Origin of the sequence: Exiguobacterium mexicanum, from assembly GCF_005960665.1 — a bacterium.
Lineage (GTDB): Bacteria > Bacillota > Bacilli > Exiguobacteriales > Exiguobacteriaceae > Exiguobacterium > Exiguobacterium mexicanum_A.
The window spans coordinates 841070-856478 of the sequence record NZ_CP040676.1; the positions used below are offsets into that span (position 1 = coordinate 841070).

A 15409-nucleotide genomic window follows, 5' to 3' on the forward strand; every position below is an offset into this window, starting at 1 on the left:
ATTGGAACGAGTGGATTTTGTAGCAATCGGATGTGGCCCGTACAATCTCGGCTTGATGGCGCTCAGCGAATCGACCAAATTGACGGGTATATGTTTTGAAGAGCGGGCCGACTTCAATTGGCATGAAGGAATGTTGCTCGAAGCGGCGACGATGCAGACGCATTATTTATATGACCTTGTGACGCTCGCCGACCCGACGAGCCGGCACAGCTATTTGAACTACTTGAAGCAGGTTGGCCGGCTGCAGACGTTCATCGTCCAGGAAAGTCCGACGATTCCCCGGACAGAGTTCAATCGCTATTTGCAGGCGATCGCTGCCTCGCTCGACACAATCAAGTTCTCGCACCGGGTCGTCGACGTCCGTCCGGCACAGGACGGCTTCCTCGTCACGGTCGCGACGCCTAAAGGCGAAGAGACGCTATCGACGCGACACGTCGTCATCGGGACGGGAGCAGAACCGCTCATCCCAGAGGCGTTTCAAGACGTCGTCCATACGAGTTCGTATCGAATGGAGCGGGAACGATTACTTGAAAAGGCCCGCATCATCGTCATCGGCAGCGGGCAGAGCGCGGCGGAGGTGTATCTCGATTTATTGAGTCGATCCGATAAAACGCGGCAACAAATCGATTGGGTGACGCGCTCGGACGTGTTCGAGTCGCTCGAGAGCGGCAAACTCGGGGAAGAGATCTTCAGCTTGTCGTATGTCGAGTATTTCAATCGATTACCGTACGCGGAACGTGAGCAACTTGGGAAGTCGTTCGAACGATTCCGCAATGGCGTCAACCCAGAGACGCTCCGTGCCATCTATGGGGCGTTATATCATCGGACGGCGGACGGGACGGACCAAGCGACGAACTTGTGTACCCAAATCGAAATCGAGCGCGTATCGCACTCATCGAGCTATATGGTCGAAGGGACTCAGCAGCATAGCGGTGAATCGTTCACGAACGAATATGATGCGGTCGTGGCGGCGACCGGGTATCGACCGCGGATTCCGGAGTGGGTCGAACGATTTGACATCGAATGGGAGGCGGAACGACTATGGCGCGTCAACAACCGCTATCAAATCGCGACGGAGACTAGGTTGACCGGCAGTCTGTTCACCCATACGAATTTGGAACATTCGCACGGGCCGGCGGCAACGAATTTAGGGATGGCCGTATATCGGAACGCGATTATGTTGAATGAAATGGTAGGGGAGACGGTGTTTGAGGTGGCCGCACAGCGACCGTTTACAAGCTTTTGAACAAAAAAAGGGCTAGGCGTTAGCCTAGCGGAATCAGGGGGGAATACTTGAAGTCTTGCTTGATTTGTATTTACCCGACCCGTCGACTTTGAAACACGAAAATAATCCCAAATAATCTTTTTTACTAATTTGTACACTTTATCGAAAAAAGTATGTTATAGTAAGTTGATGAATTTAGCATAGGAGTGTTTGTAATGGCAAAATACGAAAAAGATCAAGTTTTAAAAGGTAAAGTAACAGGAATCCAACCTTTCGGTGCGTTCGTCGCACTCGACGACGAGACTCAAGGTCTTGTCCACATCTCTGAAATCTCACACGACTACGTGAAAGACGTGAACGAGTACGTTCAAGTCGGTCAAGAAGTTGAAGTGAAAATTCTTGATGTTGATGAAGCATCTAAGAAAATCAAGCTTTCAATGAAAGCGACACAAGAAGCTCCAAAACGCGAGAAGTCGGCTAAGCCAGGTCGTCGTGGCGCACCACGCCGCAACGAAGCTTCAAACTTCAAGCAAGAAGAAGCTCCAGGATTCACTGTCCTCAAGGACAAGCTCGAAGACTGGATCAAAAACACGAACTTCAAGAAGTAAGTGATTGAGACGACCTGCCATGTGCAGGTCGTCTTTTTTTGTACAGGAAATGTCCCGCTCGTTCACGAACAGTACAGAAAAGGAGTGAGGACCATGAGGATCGGAATCATCGGTACGGGTGGAATTGCCAAGACTGCCCATATCCCGCAATACATCGCGGCAGGGGCTGACGTCGTCGCCGTCATGAATCGGACCCGTGAGCGCGGGGAAGCGGTGGCTGAACAGTTTGGAATCGAACGGGTGTACGAGACGGTCGAAGAGATGCTCGTCACAGAACAACTCGATGCGGTCAGTGTATGTACGCCGAACGCGCTCCACAAAGCGCAAGTCATCGCCGCACTCGAGGCAGGATGCCACGTCCTCTGTGAGAAGCCGCCGGCCATCTCGGTCCGTGAGGCGAACGAGATGCTAGCAGCGGCCCGGAAGGCAGAGCGGACGCTGCATTACGGATTCCATTACCGGCACCGGTCGGACACACAACTATTGAAACGGATGATCGATGCCGGGGAACTCGGTCACGTCTATGCGGCGACGGCCCTTGCCCTGCGGCGTCGTGGCATCCCGGGATGGGGCGTGTTCACGGATAAGGAACTGCAAGGAGGCGGTGCACTGCTCGATATCGGGGTACATATGCTCGACCTCGCCTTGTATTTGATGGATTATCCGAAGCCGGTCGATGTCATCGGTCACGTCGGTCAATACCTCGGCACACGGCCTGGTGTCGGGCTGATGGGTGATTGGGACGCAGAGGCGTTCTCGGTCGAAGACACGGCCCGGGCGATGGTCACGTTCGACAACGGAGCATCTTTGTTTTTAGACGCGAGTTTCATGGCCAACGTCGAGGCGGCGGACACGATGCGGGTCGAACTACGGGGCACGATGGGCGGGGCGTCGCTCTTTCCACTCCAACTCCATACGGAAGAGCATGGTGCCTTATTCGATAAATCTCCGGCCCATCTGACGCTCCAAGATCCGTACGCCAGTCAGATTCGCACGTTTTTCGAGGCGTGCCGGCACGAGCCATCGTACGAGCAAGCGGAACAGGCGGTGACGCTCCATACGATTATCGACCGCATCTACGCTCAGACCTGATTGCTTTTCAATCATAAAAAACAGGGTATATAGTGTAGGTGTTACATATTTTCGAAGGAGGATGAAACATGCACAACTTTGAATACAAGAACCCGACGAAACTTATTTTCGGGACACATCAGATTGAAAAACTCGCGAGCGAGTTGAAGGCGCTTGACGCCAAGAAAGTGATGCTCGTCTATGGAGGCGGGAGCATCAAAAAGAACGGCACGTACGATGAAGTCGTGGCGGAACTGAACAACGCCTCGATCGATTTCGTCGACTTCTCAGGCGTCGAACCGAACCCGCGCATCGAGACGGTACGTCGTGCCGTTAAACAAGCGCGTGAAGAAAACATCGACGCATTGCTCGCGGTCGGCGGCGGTTCGGTCATCGATTGCACGAAACTCATCTCGGCGGCCATCCCGTATGAAGGCGACGCTTGGGACATCGTGCTCCGTGACCACATCCCGACGGAAGCGATCCCGTTCGGTACGGTGCTCACGCTCGCGGCGACCGGTTCTGAGATGAACTCAGGTTCGGTCATCACGAACTGGGAGACACAAGAGAAGTACGGCTGGGGTCACCCGCTCGTCTATCCGACGTTCTCGATCCTCGACCCACGTTACACGGTATCAGTGCCAAAAGACCAAACGATTTACGGCATCGTCGACATGATGAGCCACTGTTTCGAGCAGTACTTCCACCCGAACCATGCGCCGGTTCAAGAGCGGATGACGGAAGGCGTGTTGAAAGCGGTCGTCGAATCGGCACCGAAACTCGTCGCCGATTTAGAAAATGTCGACTTGCGCGCCATCATCTTGTTCTCAGGTACGATCGCCTTGAACGGTGTGCTCCAAATGGGTGCCTCGGGCGACTGGGCATCGCACAACATCGAACATGCGGTCTCGGCTGTCCATGACATCCCGCATGCAGGCGGACTCGCGATCCTGTTCCCGCGCTGGATGGAACATGTACTCGATGAAGACAATGCAGCACGTTTCGCACGCTTAGGCACAGAAGTGTTCAACGTCGAACCGGCTGACACGGACTTGGAAACGGCGAAGCGTACGATTGCAGCCGTTCGTGCCTTCTTCGATGAGCTCGGCGCGCCAAACTCGCTCCGTGACTATGACATCGACGAGTCGACGTTCGACGCCATCTTGGATTCGGCGATGAAACGCGGGGCGTTCGGTCGCTTCCGCACACTCGAACGTGAAGACGTGGCAGCGATTCTTGAGTTGAGCAAATAAGGCGATTTGATGCCTATTTTGCAATAATGATTGAACGAATCCGACGTTTCCGTTTATGATGGGTCATGTATGGCTCATCAAGGAGCGATTTAAAGGAGGAAATGATATGTCAACTGTACGTTTCGATTATTCAAACGCCCTGTCTTTCGTCGGGGAACATGAAGTCGATCAATTGCAAGAAACCGTGAAAGCAATGCATTCGGTCATCCATGACCGCAGCGGGGCAGGTAGCGATTTCCTTGGGTGGGTCGATCTCCCAACAAACTACGATACGGATGAGTTTGCCCGCATCAAAGCGGCCGCGGAACGAATCCGTGAGAACTCGGACGTCCTCGTCGTCGTCGGGATCGGTGGATCATACCTCGGCGCACGCGCGGCCATCGAGATGCTCCAACATTCATTCTTCAACGTATTGTCGAAAGAAGAGCGCAACGCGCCACAAGTCTTCTTCGCCGGTCACAACATCTCGTCAACTTATTTGACGGAGTTGCTCCAGGTGCTCGAAGGCAAAGACGTCTCGGTCAACGTCATCTCGAAATCGGGAACGACGACAGAACCGGCGATCGCGTTCCGTGTCTTGAAACAGTTCATGGAAGACAAGTACGGTCAAGACGGTGCTCGTGAGCGCATTTATGCGACGACAGACCGTGCCCGTGGCGCCTTGAAGACGCTTGCGGATGCGGAAGGCTACGAAACGTTCGTCATCCCGGATGACGTCGGCGGCCGCTTCTCGGTCCTTACACCGGTCGGACTCCTTCCGATCGCTGCGGCAGGGATCGATATCGACGCCCTCATGGAAGGTGCACGCGACGCACAAAACGCCTATTCGTCACCAGAACTCTCTGAGAACGAGGCGTACCAATATGCGGTCGTCCGTAACGCCTTGTATGCGAAAGGCAAGTCGATCGAGTTGCTCGTCAACTACGAACCGGCCTTGCACTACGTGTCGGAGTGGTGGAAACAGCTTTACGGCGAATCAGAAGGAAAAGACAACAAAGGGATCTTCCCGGCGGCTGTCGACTTCTCAACCGACCTCCACTCGATGGGACAATACATCCAAGAAGGTCGTCGTGACTTGTTCGAGACGGTCATCCGTGTCACGAACGTCCGTCACGCGATGAACGTGCCAGAAGACGCGCAAGACCTCGACGGCTTGAACTTCCTCGCTGGCGAAACGATCCAATTCGTGAACGACAAAGCGGCTGAAGGAACACTCCTCGCCCACACGGACGGAGAGGTACCGAACCTCGTTGTCGAATTGCCAGAGATGACGCCGTACCACCTCGGTTACTTGTTCTACTTCTTCGAGAAGGCATGCGCGATGAGCGGATACATTCTCGGGGTGAACCCGTTCAACCAACCGGGCGTCGAAGCGTATAAAGCGAACATGTTCGCGTTGCTTGGAAAACCAGGTTACGAAGAACAAAAAGCTGAGCTTGAAAAGCGCTTGAACCAATAATTTTGAGTAGGTCCGCTCCGGCGGGCCTATTTTTTTGTTTGAAACTGGGGGAAGACAAGGTAAAGTGAGAGTAGACAGGGGAAAGAAAGGGATGGACTATGTTGACATTCACGGACTACTATCACAATAAAGTCGAGTTGAGCTTTGCGCACTATCCATTTTCAGATACGCCGCTCCACGTCTGGGTCGTCGCCCGCTACGAGAATCAATGGGTGCTGACGAAGCATAAGCAGCGCGGGCTCGAGTTCCCGGGTGGAAAAGTCGAACCTGGCGAACATGAGGACGATGCCGCGATTCGGGAAGTGTATGAAGAGACGGGTGGTGTCGTGAAGACGCTGCACTATCTCGGACAATACCGCGTGCTTGGGCGCGGGGACACGGTCATCAAAAATATTTACTTCGCCGAGATCGAGCGCTTCGATGACCATCCGGCCGTCGATGAGACCGACGGCGCCGTGCTCATGAAGGAACTGCCAACGAATCTGCTCCGGAACAACCGGTACAGTTTCATGATGAAAGACCGGGTGCTCCCGGAAACGATGAAGGTGTTACATGAAAAACGAATGGTTTGACCGGATTGAGGTCCTCCCTCCATATGCCGGTTATGCGGTCCACCGTGGCTGGTACGCGACACGCGATGGTGAGGATGTCGTCGCCTATACGATCACGCCGACGCGACCGAACGGGCACGTCCTGTTTTATTTGCGCGGCGGAACAGGACGCATCGGGGACGTGCGCTTGCCCCGGTTGATGCAGTTCGCGGCCAAAGGCTTCCACGTCGTGGCGCCTGTTTACCGTGGTAACCATGGGGGGAGCGGGAAAGAGGACTTCGGCGGGGCCGATTTAGAGGATGTCTTGTCTCTCTACGATCGCGTCCATCGAACGGACACGCTCATTCATGCCCTTGGCTTCTCGCGCGGGGGCATGATGGCGTTGTCGCTCGCCGCGGAGCGGCCGCTCACGTCCGTGACGTCATGGGCGGGTGTCACCAATTTGGAATGGACGTACGAAGAGCAACGCTCGATGCGGAAAATGCTCCGCCGTATGACCGGGGGTGACCCGGAAGCGGCTCGTGAGGCGTACGTGGAGCGTTCACCCCTCTACAAGGACTGGGAGGCCCCGACGTTATTGATTCACGGGACAGACGACGAGCAAGTGCGGTTCCGCCATGCGACAGCCGTGGCCGAACGGATGGGGGAGCGGGCCGAACTTTGGATCGTCCCGTTCGCTCATCAACTCCCGTTTTGGGAAAAGTGGAAGACGACCGCCTCACTCGCTTTCGTGAATCGTTTGAAGTTGTCTTGGAACTTACGGGCGAGCGCTGCCGCCTCGGTGTCGTAGCGGGCCCCGTCTTTCCATGTGCCCCGTGGGTTGAGCACGTCGTCTGGCACCCCGTCGATGTGGCGTGGAATCTCGACGTTGAAGATGTCATGGCGCGTCGTCTCGACGTCACGGAGTTTCCCGTTGACGGCCGCGTTCACCATCGTCCGTGTATAGGCGAGCTTCATCCGCGATCCTTCGCCGTAAACTCCGCCGGTCCAACCGGTATTGACGAGATAGACGTCGACGTCATGTTTCTCGATCAACGTGCCGAGCATGTCGGCGTAGCGTTCCGGTGCGAGCGGCAAGAACGGTGACCCGAAACATGTCGAGAAGGTCGCCTGCGGCTCCGTCACGCCGCGCTCCGTGCCGGCTAGCTTCGACGTATAGCCTGACAAGAAGTGATACATCGCCTGCTCCTTCGTCAACTTGCTGATTGGAGGCAGGACGCCGTACGCGTCGGCCGTCAAGAAGACGATCGTGTTCGGATGCCCGGCTCGTGACGGAAGCATCGCGTTATCGATAAATTGAATCGGGTAGGCGGCCCGTGTGTTCTCAGTGAGTGAGATGTTCTTGTAGTCTGGTGCCCGTTCCTCGTCCAAGACGACGTTCTCAATCAACGAGCCAAATCGAATGGCATCGTAGATTTGAGGTTCGTTCTCACGCGACAAGTTGATCGTCTTCGCGTAGCAACCGCCTTCAATGTTGAAGACGCCGTCAGGAGACCAACCATGCTCGTCGTCCCCGATTAAATGACGTTCTGTGTCGGCCGATAGCGTCGTCTTTCCGGTACCCGATAGCCCGAAGAAGAGAGCCGTCTCGCCGGCGTCCGATACGTTCGCCGAGCAATGCATCGACAAGACGTGCTGTTCCGGTAACAGGAAGTTCATGACTGAAAAAATCGATTTTTTAATTTCGCCGCCGTATTCTGTTCCCCCGATCAGAATGGTCCGTTTGGCGAATGAGACGAGAATGAACGTTTCGGAGTTCGTCCCGTCGACTTCCGGATCGGCCTTATAGCTCGGTGCATAGATGACCGTGAACGGATCAAAGGCACCTTGTGTCGGCCATTCGCGCAAGAACAACTGTTTCGCGAACAAGTTGTGCCACGCGTATTCTGTGATGGCCCGCACTGGAAGCGTATAATGCTCGTCAGCCCCGGCAGACGCCTCGAGATAGTAGAGCTTGTCTTTCGTCTCGAGATGCGTGAGAACTTTATCGAGCAGTGCCGTGAACTTCTCTTCTGCGATCGGTTGGTTGACCGGACCCCAGTTTACTAAATGATTGCTGACTTCATCTTGCACGACGAATTTGTCTTTCGGTGACCGTCCTGTGAATTTACCTGTACTGACCGATAAAGCCCCGTCTTTCGTCAGTACGCCTTCCCCGTTGCGAATGGCTTCTTCCACCAATTCTGGAACCGTTAAGTTCCGCATCATGTCGGCACCTTTAATTAATTCTTCGATTTTCAGGAGCGTTGTCGCCATCCTGAATCCCACCTTTCCCCTAAATAGATGTGGATGAAATCCGCATACTTCCGTGTTTTATTAGTATGACGTTTTTATTATATGTGACATACTAATCAAAAACAAGCTTTTTTTACCCTTTAAAGTAAGCGCTTTCTTACACTGTCATTCTAACATATTCTGTACCAGGTCATAGTACAAAATCGAAAACCGACAAAAAAATGTTTGATATTTCACAAACATAACTATTGCGAGTTCGTGAAAAGTTTTACGAATTCAGTCGATACGCTTGACAGAACGGGGTGTCATTTATATGATGGTCTTCGTAACGGATACTCTTATTCTGAGCGGTGGAGGGAACAAGGCCCTACGAAGCCCAGCAACCGTCCGATTTGTCATTGTTATTCGGAAAAGGTGCTATCCTGAAGCGAAGCGCAAGCTTCGAACGATAAGAGGGTAAGGAAGAACGATTCAACCTTTCCCATTGAACATGGCGAAAGGTTTTTTTCATTACCGTCCCAAAGCAACGCGTAAGGGGAACGAGTACCGTCCACACATCACCCTTATTATAGGAGGTTTTTCGAAATGGCAAACTTGAACCGTCGACTTTTCACTTCGGAGTCCGTCACGGAAGGACATCCGGATAAAATTTGTGACCAAATCTCAGATGCGATTTTGGATGCGATTTTAGCTGAAGATCCAAACGCCCGCGTTGCGGCTGAGACATCTGTCACGACAGGTCTCGTGCTCGTAGCAGGTGAGATCACAACATCAACTTACGTGGATATCCCGAAAGTTGTTCGTGAAACAGTTCGTGAGATCGGCTACACACGTGCAAAATATGGTTTTGATGCAGAGACTTGTGCTGTCCTCACATCGATTGATGAGCAATCGGTAGACATCGCCCAAGGTGTCGACCAAGCGCTTGAAGCTCGTGAAGGACAAATGACTGAAGAAGAAATCGATGCGATCGGCGCTGGTGACCAAGGTCTCATGTTCGGTTACGCAACAAAAGAGACACCAGAACTCATGCCGCTCCCGATTTCACTCGCGCACAAATTGTCACGTCGTTTGGCAGAAGTTCGTAAGAACGGCACGCTCGCTTACCTTCGTCCTGATGGTAAGACACAAGTGACGGTCGAATACGACGAAGCGAACAACCCAGTTCGCATCGACACAATCGTCATCTCGACGCAACACGCCGAAGACATCACACTCGAACAAATCCAAGCTGATTTGAAAGAGCACGTCATCGACGCGGTCATCCCGTCTGAACTTATCGACGCGGATACAAAATACTTCATCAACCCGACTGGCCGTTTCGTCATCGGTGGACCACAAGGGGATGCAGGCCTTACAGGACGTAAAATCATCGTCGATACGTACGGTGGTTACGCTCGCCACGGCGGCGGCGCGTTCTCAGGTAAAGACCCAACCAAAGTTGACCGTTCAGCGGCGTACGCGGCTCGTTACGTAGCGAAAAACCTCGTTGCAGCGGGACTTGCTGACAAAGCAGAAGTTCAACTTGCTTACGCGATTGGCGTTGCCCACCCGGTATCGATCGCAGTCGACACGTTCGGCACAGGCAAATTGAGCGAGACTGAGCTCGTCGAACTCGTTCGCGAGAACTTCGACCTCCGTCCGGCCGGCATCATCAAGATGCTCGACCTTCGCCGTCCAATCTACAAGCAGACAGCAGCTTACGGCCACTTCGGTCGTACAGACGTTGAACTCCCATGGGAGCAAACGGATAAAGCGGCAGTGCTTGAAGAAGGCGCGAAACGCTTCGCATAAGACAGTAAAAACGACCTTTCTCAGCGAAAGGTCGTTTTTTTATTAGGCTTGTGTTTTGTTGTCATTCGATGATTCGTTATTGCTTGATGACGTGTCGGATGAAGTTTCTTGCCCGAGCGCCGTATCTTTCGCATCGACGACTTTCTCGCCGATCGATTGAAGATCTGACTTCGCTTCTTGCGCCGTCCCGACGACTTTGTTCACGTCTTCTTTGACCGTGTCGACTTCACCAGCGACTTTCTCGTATACGTTTTGAACGTCAGTGGCAACTTCTTGGATGATTCCAGAAGCCGATTTCACTTGGTCAATGACTTGTGAGGCTTTTCCGGCTGGGTCTTGTTTGACTGTATCGACGAGACCGCCGACCGACGATTTCGCGCTCGAGAACGATTGTTTCGTGTTCTCACGGTTCGACGTGCTAAGTAAGGCGAGCAGACCGCCGACGAGGGCGCCGAGGAGCATCCCGGTCACGACGGTGATTTTAGGGCCACCTGCATTTGCTTGGTCAAACTGACGATTTGGATTGTTGGCTTGCTCTAGTTTTGGATCATGTTGTAGTTTCGGTTCCATAGTAACACTCCTTTTTGTAAGTTGGCATTGATACTCTTATACCCGAGTCAAAATGGAAAATAACGTCTTCCTTCATTTCGACATCAAAAAGTAATGAGCGGGCAGGATATTTTTTTGCTGATGGGGAATGATACTACTAGATTGGCCAAAAGGGGGATGCCGTTATGAAGATCAGGGAAGCCGTACCAGAAGATGCCGCCACCATCCGCGATATTGCGCTCGCAACGGTCAGTGAACAAGACGAGGTTCGTTCAAAAGTAATGGAACGGGCTTATCAGCAAGAAGAGATCGTCCGCGCCATCAGTTCAAGCGAGGAAGCGAAAGAGCAGTTGTTCATTGTCGGTGAAGCCGAAGGCGACGTCATCGGGTTCTATCATGCGATCGACCGCGGGGATACGTGGGAAGTGCTCCGACTCTATCTTCATCCGACCCATCACCGACAAGGTCTCGGAACGGCCTTATTGTCTCATCTGCGCGAACGTAAAGTTCAACCGATCGAACTGTACGTCGAGAGTTCGAACGAGCAGGCGATTGCCTTTTTGAACCATGAGGCGTTCATCGAATTGAATCGGATTCAAGAGGAAGTGTACGACCAACCGATGGAACTGATTCATTTGCGCTATGACCCGAGCTAAGACCCTAGACGGATTTTCTGACAAACATCAGTCTCGGCTGATGTTTTTTGTTAGTATAAAAACATGGACATAATAAAACGAGGTGACAGTATGACATACGAAGAAGAATCACGAAAAGGGGTCATCGTGATCGTCTATCCGCTCCAGTTCACGTCACGCTTGAGCGAGGCGTTTTTAGGACGGTTACGTGACGAATATGAAGTTCTCGTCGTGACCGGACAGACGGTCGGCTTGACCGCGGAAGACCATAAGCTGTTAATCAAGAACACGCTACGCGAGGCGAGCCAGTACAAACTGCCGATTCACGTCATCGCCTTCAGTCTCGGGGCATTGTTAACGAACCGATTGCTCCAGGAATACGATGTGCCGCTCGGCAGTTTGACGTATATCTCACCCTTGTTCGATTGGCATCCGTCCCGCCAAATCGGCGGATTGAAACAAGTCGTCGCGAGTGCGGTCGACCGTTTCCGTCCGGATTTGCCGCTCGGCATGATGACATTCATGGGTGCAGGCGAAGAGTCGTCCCGCTTCGGTGAGATCACGTACGGGCAATACCGGGAAATCGAGGAAGAGATCGTCGAGCATCAAGAAGAGAAGAAACATTTGCCGCGCCTTCCACTCGCTTGCTTCTATGCGCCGGACGACCGCTTCGCCGATGTGAAACTGACGCTCAACGTCTGTCGAAAAATCGGCGGCGATCAAGTGTACATCCGCCGGCTCGAAGGCTTCCCGCATTTCGGCTATGAACGACTGAACACGAAGTTCGCGGAGACGCTCATCACGTTTTATGAATTGATTCGAGAATGACAAAACAGGCGACTCGCTCGAGTCGCCTGTTTTCATGCACGTTTTTCAATCGCCACGATGAACGGGGGATGATTGATTTGATTGATGAAGCCGTAACGGAGGACGCCGGCCCGCTTTTGATCGAGTGCCTCGACGTAGGCGAGCACCTCGTCGCGCTCGATTTTGCCGCTATCATGGCCATGATAGATGACGACGACGATGACACCACCGACGGCCATGACGTCGAGCAGTTGCTCGAGGGCGTCGATGGTCGTATTGCCCGTCGTCGTGACCGACTTGTCGCTTCCCGGTAAATAACCGAGGTTGAACACGGCGGCTGTGATCGGGCGTGTCTCGTCCGCTACAATTTCTCGGACGGTGTCGTGGCTGTCGTGGATGACAGTGACGCGGTCCGTCAATGCTGCTTCCTCGATGCGAATGCGTGTCGCCTCGACCGCCGCTGCTTGGACATCAAACGCGTAGACGTGTCCCGTCGCCTCGACGAGTTCGGCTAAAAACAATGTATCGTGCCCGTTGCCGGCCGTCATATCGATGGCGACGGCACCAGGTGTGACGTGTTCACGGAGTAGGTACTTCGCGAACGGTAAGACTCTCATTAATCCCATGGCTCTCATCCTTCTTTTTTCCTTGGAAGGAATCACGACGCACCAGTTCGGCATCGATGGCGTTCAAGACGGCCATCTTGTGCCGGCTCCACGTCGGACCGATCAACAGATCCGGTGGCCCGTCACCGGTCAACCGATGGATGACGATCTCGGGCGGTAACGTCTCAAGCTGGTCGCAGACGAGGGAGACGTAAGTCGTCTCGTCCATGAGCTCGAGCAATCCTTTTTCGTACTGACGGGCGAGCGGCGTGTGCTTCAAGACGTGGAGCAAATGGATCTTGATTCCTTGTATGTCCATTTTAGCAACTTCTCGCGCCGTGTCGAGCATCATCTCTGTCGTCTCGCCAGGGAGACCGTTAATGATATGGACAACCACGTTTATATTGCGTCGGCGGAGCTTGGCGAGACCTTCGAGGAACGTCTTGTAGTCATGGCCACGATTGATTTTTTTCGCTGTCACATCGTGAATCGTCTGTAGGCCGAGTTCGATCGTGAGGGACGTCCGCTCATTCAACTCGGCGAGATAGTCGACGACGTCGTCCGGCAGACAGTCTGGTCGGGTCGCGATCGATAGACCGACGACACCTTCCTCTTTAAGGGCAGGCTCGAACAATTCCCGGAGCCGGGCGACGGGGGCATACGTGTTGCTGAACGCTTGGAAGTAAGCGATGTAGCGGGCTTCTTTCCACTTTCGATGCAACCGTGCCTTCACTTCGGCAAATTGGACCGGGATCGGATCGCAGGCGTTGCCGGCAAAATCACCGCTGCCGTCGTCCGAACAGAACGTACAGCCGCCCTTCGAGACGAGCCCGTCCCGGTTCGGACAAGTGAAACCGCCGTCGAGCGGTACCTTGAATACTTTCCCGCCGAACTCACGGCGATATGCTTCATTTAATTTGTGGTATCTGGCATCACCAAATGGATGTTGCATGAATATCCTCTCCTTCTTTGCTCATGCTATCACAAGCTCTCCTCGTGTTTACTTCATAATAAGTAATTTTTCTTGACAGTTATGGGGCGTTCCGTTAGCTTGGAGAAGGACTTATTCTTGATTCGGCCGTCGTGCCGAATTTTTATCGTTAAACGGGAATGAAAGGAGTAACTGGTATGAACAATAAAATGCCGATTTCGGTATGGATTTTGGTCATTGCGATGGCGCTCAATACAACGGCGGCGTCTTTTTTATGGCCATTTAACACACTCTATATAAATGGATATTTAGGCGAATCGATGACGCTCGCAGGGATTGCCCTCCTCGTCAACTCGGCGCTCGCCATCGCTGGGAACTATATCGGGGGCACGCTGTTTGACCGGATCGGCGGGAAACGGACGCTCATCCTCTCGGTCGGGCTGTTGCTCGCGAGCTCGCTCGGCTTCTTGTTGTTTCATGCCACATTCCTCGGTTACTTGGGCTGGCTTGGATTGATTGGGTTTTCGGGTGGCCTCGTCTTCCCGACAGTATACGCTTTTGCTGGCTTGATTTGGCCGGAAGGGGGGCGACGATCGTTCAACGCGATTTATGTCGCCCAAAACGTCGGGGTCGCCCTCGGGACAGCGATGAGCGGGCAAATCGCGCGCATCGACATCGAGTGGATCTTTTACGCGAACTTCTTCTTATCGGTCTTGTTCGTCGTCGTCCTCTTGTTCGGGCTCCGTTATTTGAAAGACCCGGCCCGTCCGGTCGTCCAATCGCAGCTTGAGGCTGCGGCGACGACGTTGTCCGGCGCGACGATGAAATCGATGTGGTTCGTCGCCATCGGTTACGCGGCCCTTTGGTTCGTTTACGTGCAGTGGCAAGGCACGATCGCTGTCCATTCGAAAGACCTCGGCGTGACAATCAGCCAGTATTCGCTCCTTTGGACGGTGAACGGCGCCTTGATCGTGTTCGCTCAACCGCTCCTCAACCGGGCCCTTCGTTACTTTGAAGACGATTTGAAGAAGCAACTCATCGTTGGCGCCGTTATTTTCCTCGCCGCCTTCGCGGTCGTTCCGTTCGCGGGGGGCTTTACGATGTTCATGGTCGCGATGGTCGTCATGACGATCGGGGAGATGTTCATTTGGCCGGCCGTTCCGACGATTGCCGCGAAACTCGCACCGCCGGGGAAAGCAGGACAGTTCCAAGGGCTCGTCAATATCGCGGCCTCGGTCGGTCGGATGATCGGCCCGACCTTATCGGGCCTCGTCTATGACGTATTCGGCATCGGTGCCGTCTTCACAATGCTATTCTTGCTCACGGCCATCGCGCTCGCGTTCTTCATTTTCATGAAAGACATCCGAGTGCCTGAAAAATCAAGTTGACGCTCTAAAACAGATTGGGCTAAAATGAACGAGTGAGATCATACACATGCGTAGAAGAGGAATAGTATCGTGACGTCTGTATTTGTAGAGAGCCGGTGGGTGGTGTGAACCGGTATATGGACTGCGAGAACTCGCCTTGGAGCAGTTCGCCTGAACGAACAGTAGGGTGAACCGGAGTTACGCCTCGTTACCGGCGTCTCAAGTGGCAGAAATGCAACATGGGTGGTACCGCGGAAAGCTTTCAAGCCTTTCGTCCCATTACCGGGGCGGAAGGCTTTTTATTATGCAGAGGAGGATG

15 protein-coding genes, 1 riboswitch and 1 other annotated feature are annotated in these 15409 nt (G+C 53.5%); of the genes, 11 read left to right on the forward strand and 4 right to left on the reverse strand.

The window, feature by feature from the left end; all coding sequences use genetic code 11:
* Positions 1-10 precede the first annotated feature (10 nt).
* From FED52_RS04765 to FED52_RS04795, 7 genes are all read left to right on the forward strand, one after another.
* Positions 11-1246 (forward strand): lysine N(6)-hydroxylase/L-ornithine N(5)-oxygenase family protein, encoded by a 1236-nt coding sequence (locus FED52_RS04765; RefSeq protein ID WP_240731337.1) that lies wholly within the window; start codon positions 11-13, stop codon positions 1244-1246.
* A gap of 194 nt (positions 1247-1440) precedes the next feature.
* Positions 1441-1833, forward strand: a complete 393-nt coding sequence (gene yugI / locus FED52_RS04770) for a S1 domain-containing post-transcriptional regulator GSP13 (protein WP_138859143.1) — start codon at positions 1441-1443, stop codon at positions 1831-1833.
* Between the two features lie 93 nt (positions 1834-1926).
* Positions 1927-2925 (forward strand): Gfo/Idh/MocA family protein, encoded by a 999-nt coding sequence (locus FED52_RS04775; protein ID WP_138859144.1) that lies wholly within the window; start codon positions 1927-1929, stop codon positions 2923-2925.
* Between the two features lie 68 nt (positions 2926-2993).
* Positions 2994-4157, forward strand: a complete 1164-nt coding sequence (locus FED52_RS04780) for an iron-containing alcohol dehydrogenase (RefSeq protein ID WP_138859145.1) — start codon at positions 2994-2996, stop codon at positions 4155-4157.
* A gap of 106 nt (positions 4158-4263) precedes the next feature.
* On the forward strand, positions 4264-5616 hold the full coding sequence (locus tag FED52_RS04785) for a glucose-6-phosphate isomerase (protein ID WP_034778329.1): 1353 nt from the start codon (positions 4264-4266) through the stop codon (positions 5614-5616).
* Positions 5617-5714: 98 nt separating this feature from the next.
* On the forward strand, positions 5715-6188 hold the full coding sequence (ytkD, locus tag FED52_RS04790) for an RNA deprotection pyrophosphohydrolase (RefSeq protein ID WP_034778327.1): 474 nt from the start codon (positions 5715-5717) through the stop codon (positions 6186-6188).
* The gene (locus FED52_RS04795; RefSeq protein ID WP_138859146.1) at positions 6169-6957 is read left to right on the forward strand and encodes an alpha/beta hydrolase family protein; all 789 of its coding nucleotides are present in this window, start codon (positions 6169-6171) and stop codon (positions 6955-6957) included. Before ytkD ends, FED52_RS04795 begins: the two co-directional genes overlap by 20 nt.
* On the opposite strand, the gene pckA is transcribed toward FED52_RS04795, so the two are convergent.
* Positions 6849-8423: a phosphoenolpyruvate carboxykinase (ATP) gene (pckA, locus tag FED52_RS04800; RefSeq protein WP_138859147.1), complete on the reverse strand. Its 1575-nt coding sequence runs from the start codon at positions 8421-8423 to the stop codon at positions 6849-6851. The two genes, FED52_RS04795 and pckA, sit on opposite strands and share 109 nt — an antisense overlap.
* 314 nt (positions 8424-8737) lie before the next feature.
* A riboswitch (SAM riboswitch) is annotated at positions 8738-8857 on the forward strand.
* A gap of 130 nt (positions 8858-8987) precedes the next feature.
* Here pckA and metK point away from each other — a divergent pair.
* Positions 8988-10196 (forward strand): methionine adenosyltransferase, encoded by a 1209-nt coding sequence (metK, locus tag FED52_RS04805; RefSeq protein ID WP_138859148.1) that lies wholly within the window; start codon positions 8988-8990, stop codon positions 10194-10196.
* Between the two features lie 42 nt (positions 10197-10238).
* Here metK and FED52_RS04810 read toward each other — a convergent pair whose 3' ends face one another.
* Positions 10239-10766, reverse strand: coding sequence for a hypothetical protein (locus FED52_RS04810; protein WP_138859149.1), 528 nt, complete (start codon positions 10764-10766; stop codon positions 10239-10241).
* A gap of 164 nt (positions 10767-10930) precedes the next feature.
* On the opposite strand from FED52_RS04810, the gene FED52_RS04815 reads away from it, so the two are divergent.
* Together FED52_RS04815 and FED52_RS04820 are read left to right on the forward strand one after the other, a co-directional pair.
* Entirely contained in the window at positions 10931-11401 is a 471-nt protein-coding gene (locus FED52_RS04815) for a GNAT family N-acetyltransferase (RefSeq protein WP_034778317.1), read from the forward strand.
* A 90-nt stretch (positions 11402-11491) separates the two neighbouring features.
* Complete coding sequence (locus FED52_RS04820) at positions 11492-12208, forward strand: alpha/beta fold hydrolase (RefSeq protein ID WP_034778316.1); 717 nt, start codon at positions 11492-11494, stop codon at positions 12206-12208.
* A 32-nt stretch (positions 12209-12240) separates the two neighbouring features.
* Here the strand turns inward: FED52_RS04820 and FED52_RS04825 are convergent, their stop codons facing one another.
* Together FED52_RS04825 and FED52_RS04830 are read right to left on the reverse strand one after the other, a co-directional pair.
* Entirely contained in the window at positions 12241-12813 is a 573-nt protein-coding gene (locus tag FED52_RS04825; RefSeq protein ID WP_034778311.1) for a tRNA 5-(aminomethyl)-2-thiouridylate-methyltransferase MnmM, read from the reverse strand.
* Entirely contained in the window at positions 12767-13744 is a 978-nt protein-coding gene (locus tag FED52_RS04830) for a tRNA modification radical SAM protein MnmL/YtqA (RefSeq protein WP_138859150.1), read from the reverse strand. The genes FED52_RS04825 and FED52_RS04830 overlap by 47 nt, the downstream gene beginning before the upstream one ends.
* A 176-nt stretch (positions 13745-13920) precedes the next feature.
* Here FED52_RS04830 and FED52_RS04835 point away from each other — a divergent pair, with 176 nt between their 5' ends.
* On the forward strand, positions 13921-15111 hold the full coding sequence (locus FED52_RS04835; RefSeq protein WP_138859151.1) for an MDR family MFS transporter: 1191 nt from the start codon (positions 13921-13923) through the stop codon (positions 15109-15111).
* Between the two features lie 42 nt (positions 15112-15153).
* Positions 15154-15372 (forward strand) — a binding site (T-box leader).
* The last annotated feature ends 37 nt before the right edge of the window (positions 15373-15409 follow it).

Bases quoted from the DNA above. Each gene is read 5' to 3' on its own strand.
- FED52_RS04820 (WP_034778316.1), top strand. From the start codon at position 11,492: ATGACATACGAAGAAGAATCACGAAAAGGGGTCATCGTGATCGTCTAT.
- yugI (WP_138859143.1), top strand. From the start codon at position 1,441: ATGGCAAAATACGAAAAAGATCAAGTTTTAAAAGGTAAAGTAACAGGA.
- FED52_RS04780 (WP_138859145.1), top strand. From the start codon at position 2,994: ATGCACAACTTTGAATACAAGAACCCGACGAAACTTATTTTCGGGACA.
- FED52_RS04830 (WP_138859150.1), bottom strand. From the start codon at position 13,744: ATGCAACATCCATTTGGTGATGCCAGATACCACAAATTAAATGAAGCA.
- FED52_RS04835 (WP_138859151.1), top strand. From the start codon at position 13,921: ATGAACAATAAAATGCCGATTTCGGTATGGATTTTGGTCATTGCGATG.
- FED52_RS04785 (WP_034778329.1), top strand. From the start codon at position 4,264: ATGTCAACTGTACGTTTCGATTATTCAAACGCCCTGTCTTTCGTCGGG.
- FED52_RS04825 (WP_034778311.1), bottom strand. From the start codon at position 12,813: ATGGGATTAATGAGAGTCTTACCGTTCGCGAAGTACCTACTCCGTGAA.
- ytkD (WP_034778327.1), top strand. From the start codon at position 5,715: ATGTTGACATTCACGGACTACTATCACAATAAAGTCGAGTTGAGCTTT.
- FED52_RS04795 (WP_138859146.1), top strand. From the start codon at position 6,169: ATGAAAAACGAATGGTTTGACCGGATTGAGGTCCTCCCTCCATATGCC.
- metK (WP_138859148.1), top strand. From the start codon at position 8,988: ATGGCAAACTTGAACCGTCGACTTTTCACTTCGGAGTCCGTCACGGAA.
- pckA (WP_138859147.1), bottom strand. From the start codon at position 8,423: ATGGCGACAACGCTCCTGAAAATCGAAGAATTAATTAAAGGTGCCGAC.
- FED52_RS04810 (WP_138859149.1), bottom strand. From the start codon at position 10,766: ATGGAACCGAAACTACAACATGATCCAAAACTAGAGCAAGCCAACAAT.
- FED52_RS04775 (WP_138859144.1), top strand. From the start codon at position 1,927: ATGAGGATCGGAATCATCGGTACGGGTGGAATTGCCAAGACTGCCCAT.
- FED52_RS04815 (WP_034778317.1), top strand. From the start codon at position 10,931: ATGAAGATCAGGGAAGCCGTACCAGAAGATGCCGCCACCATCCGCGAT.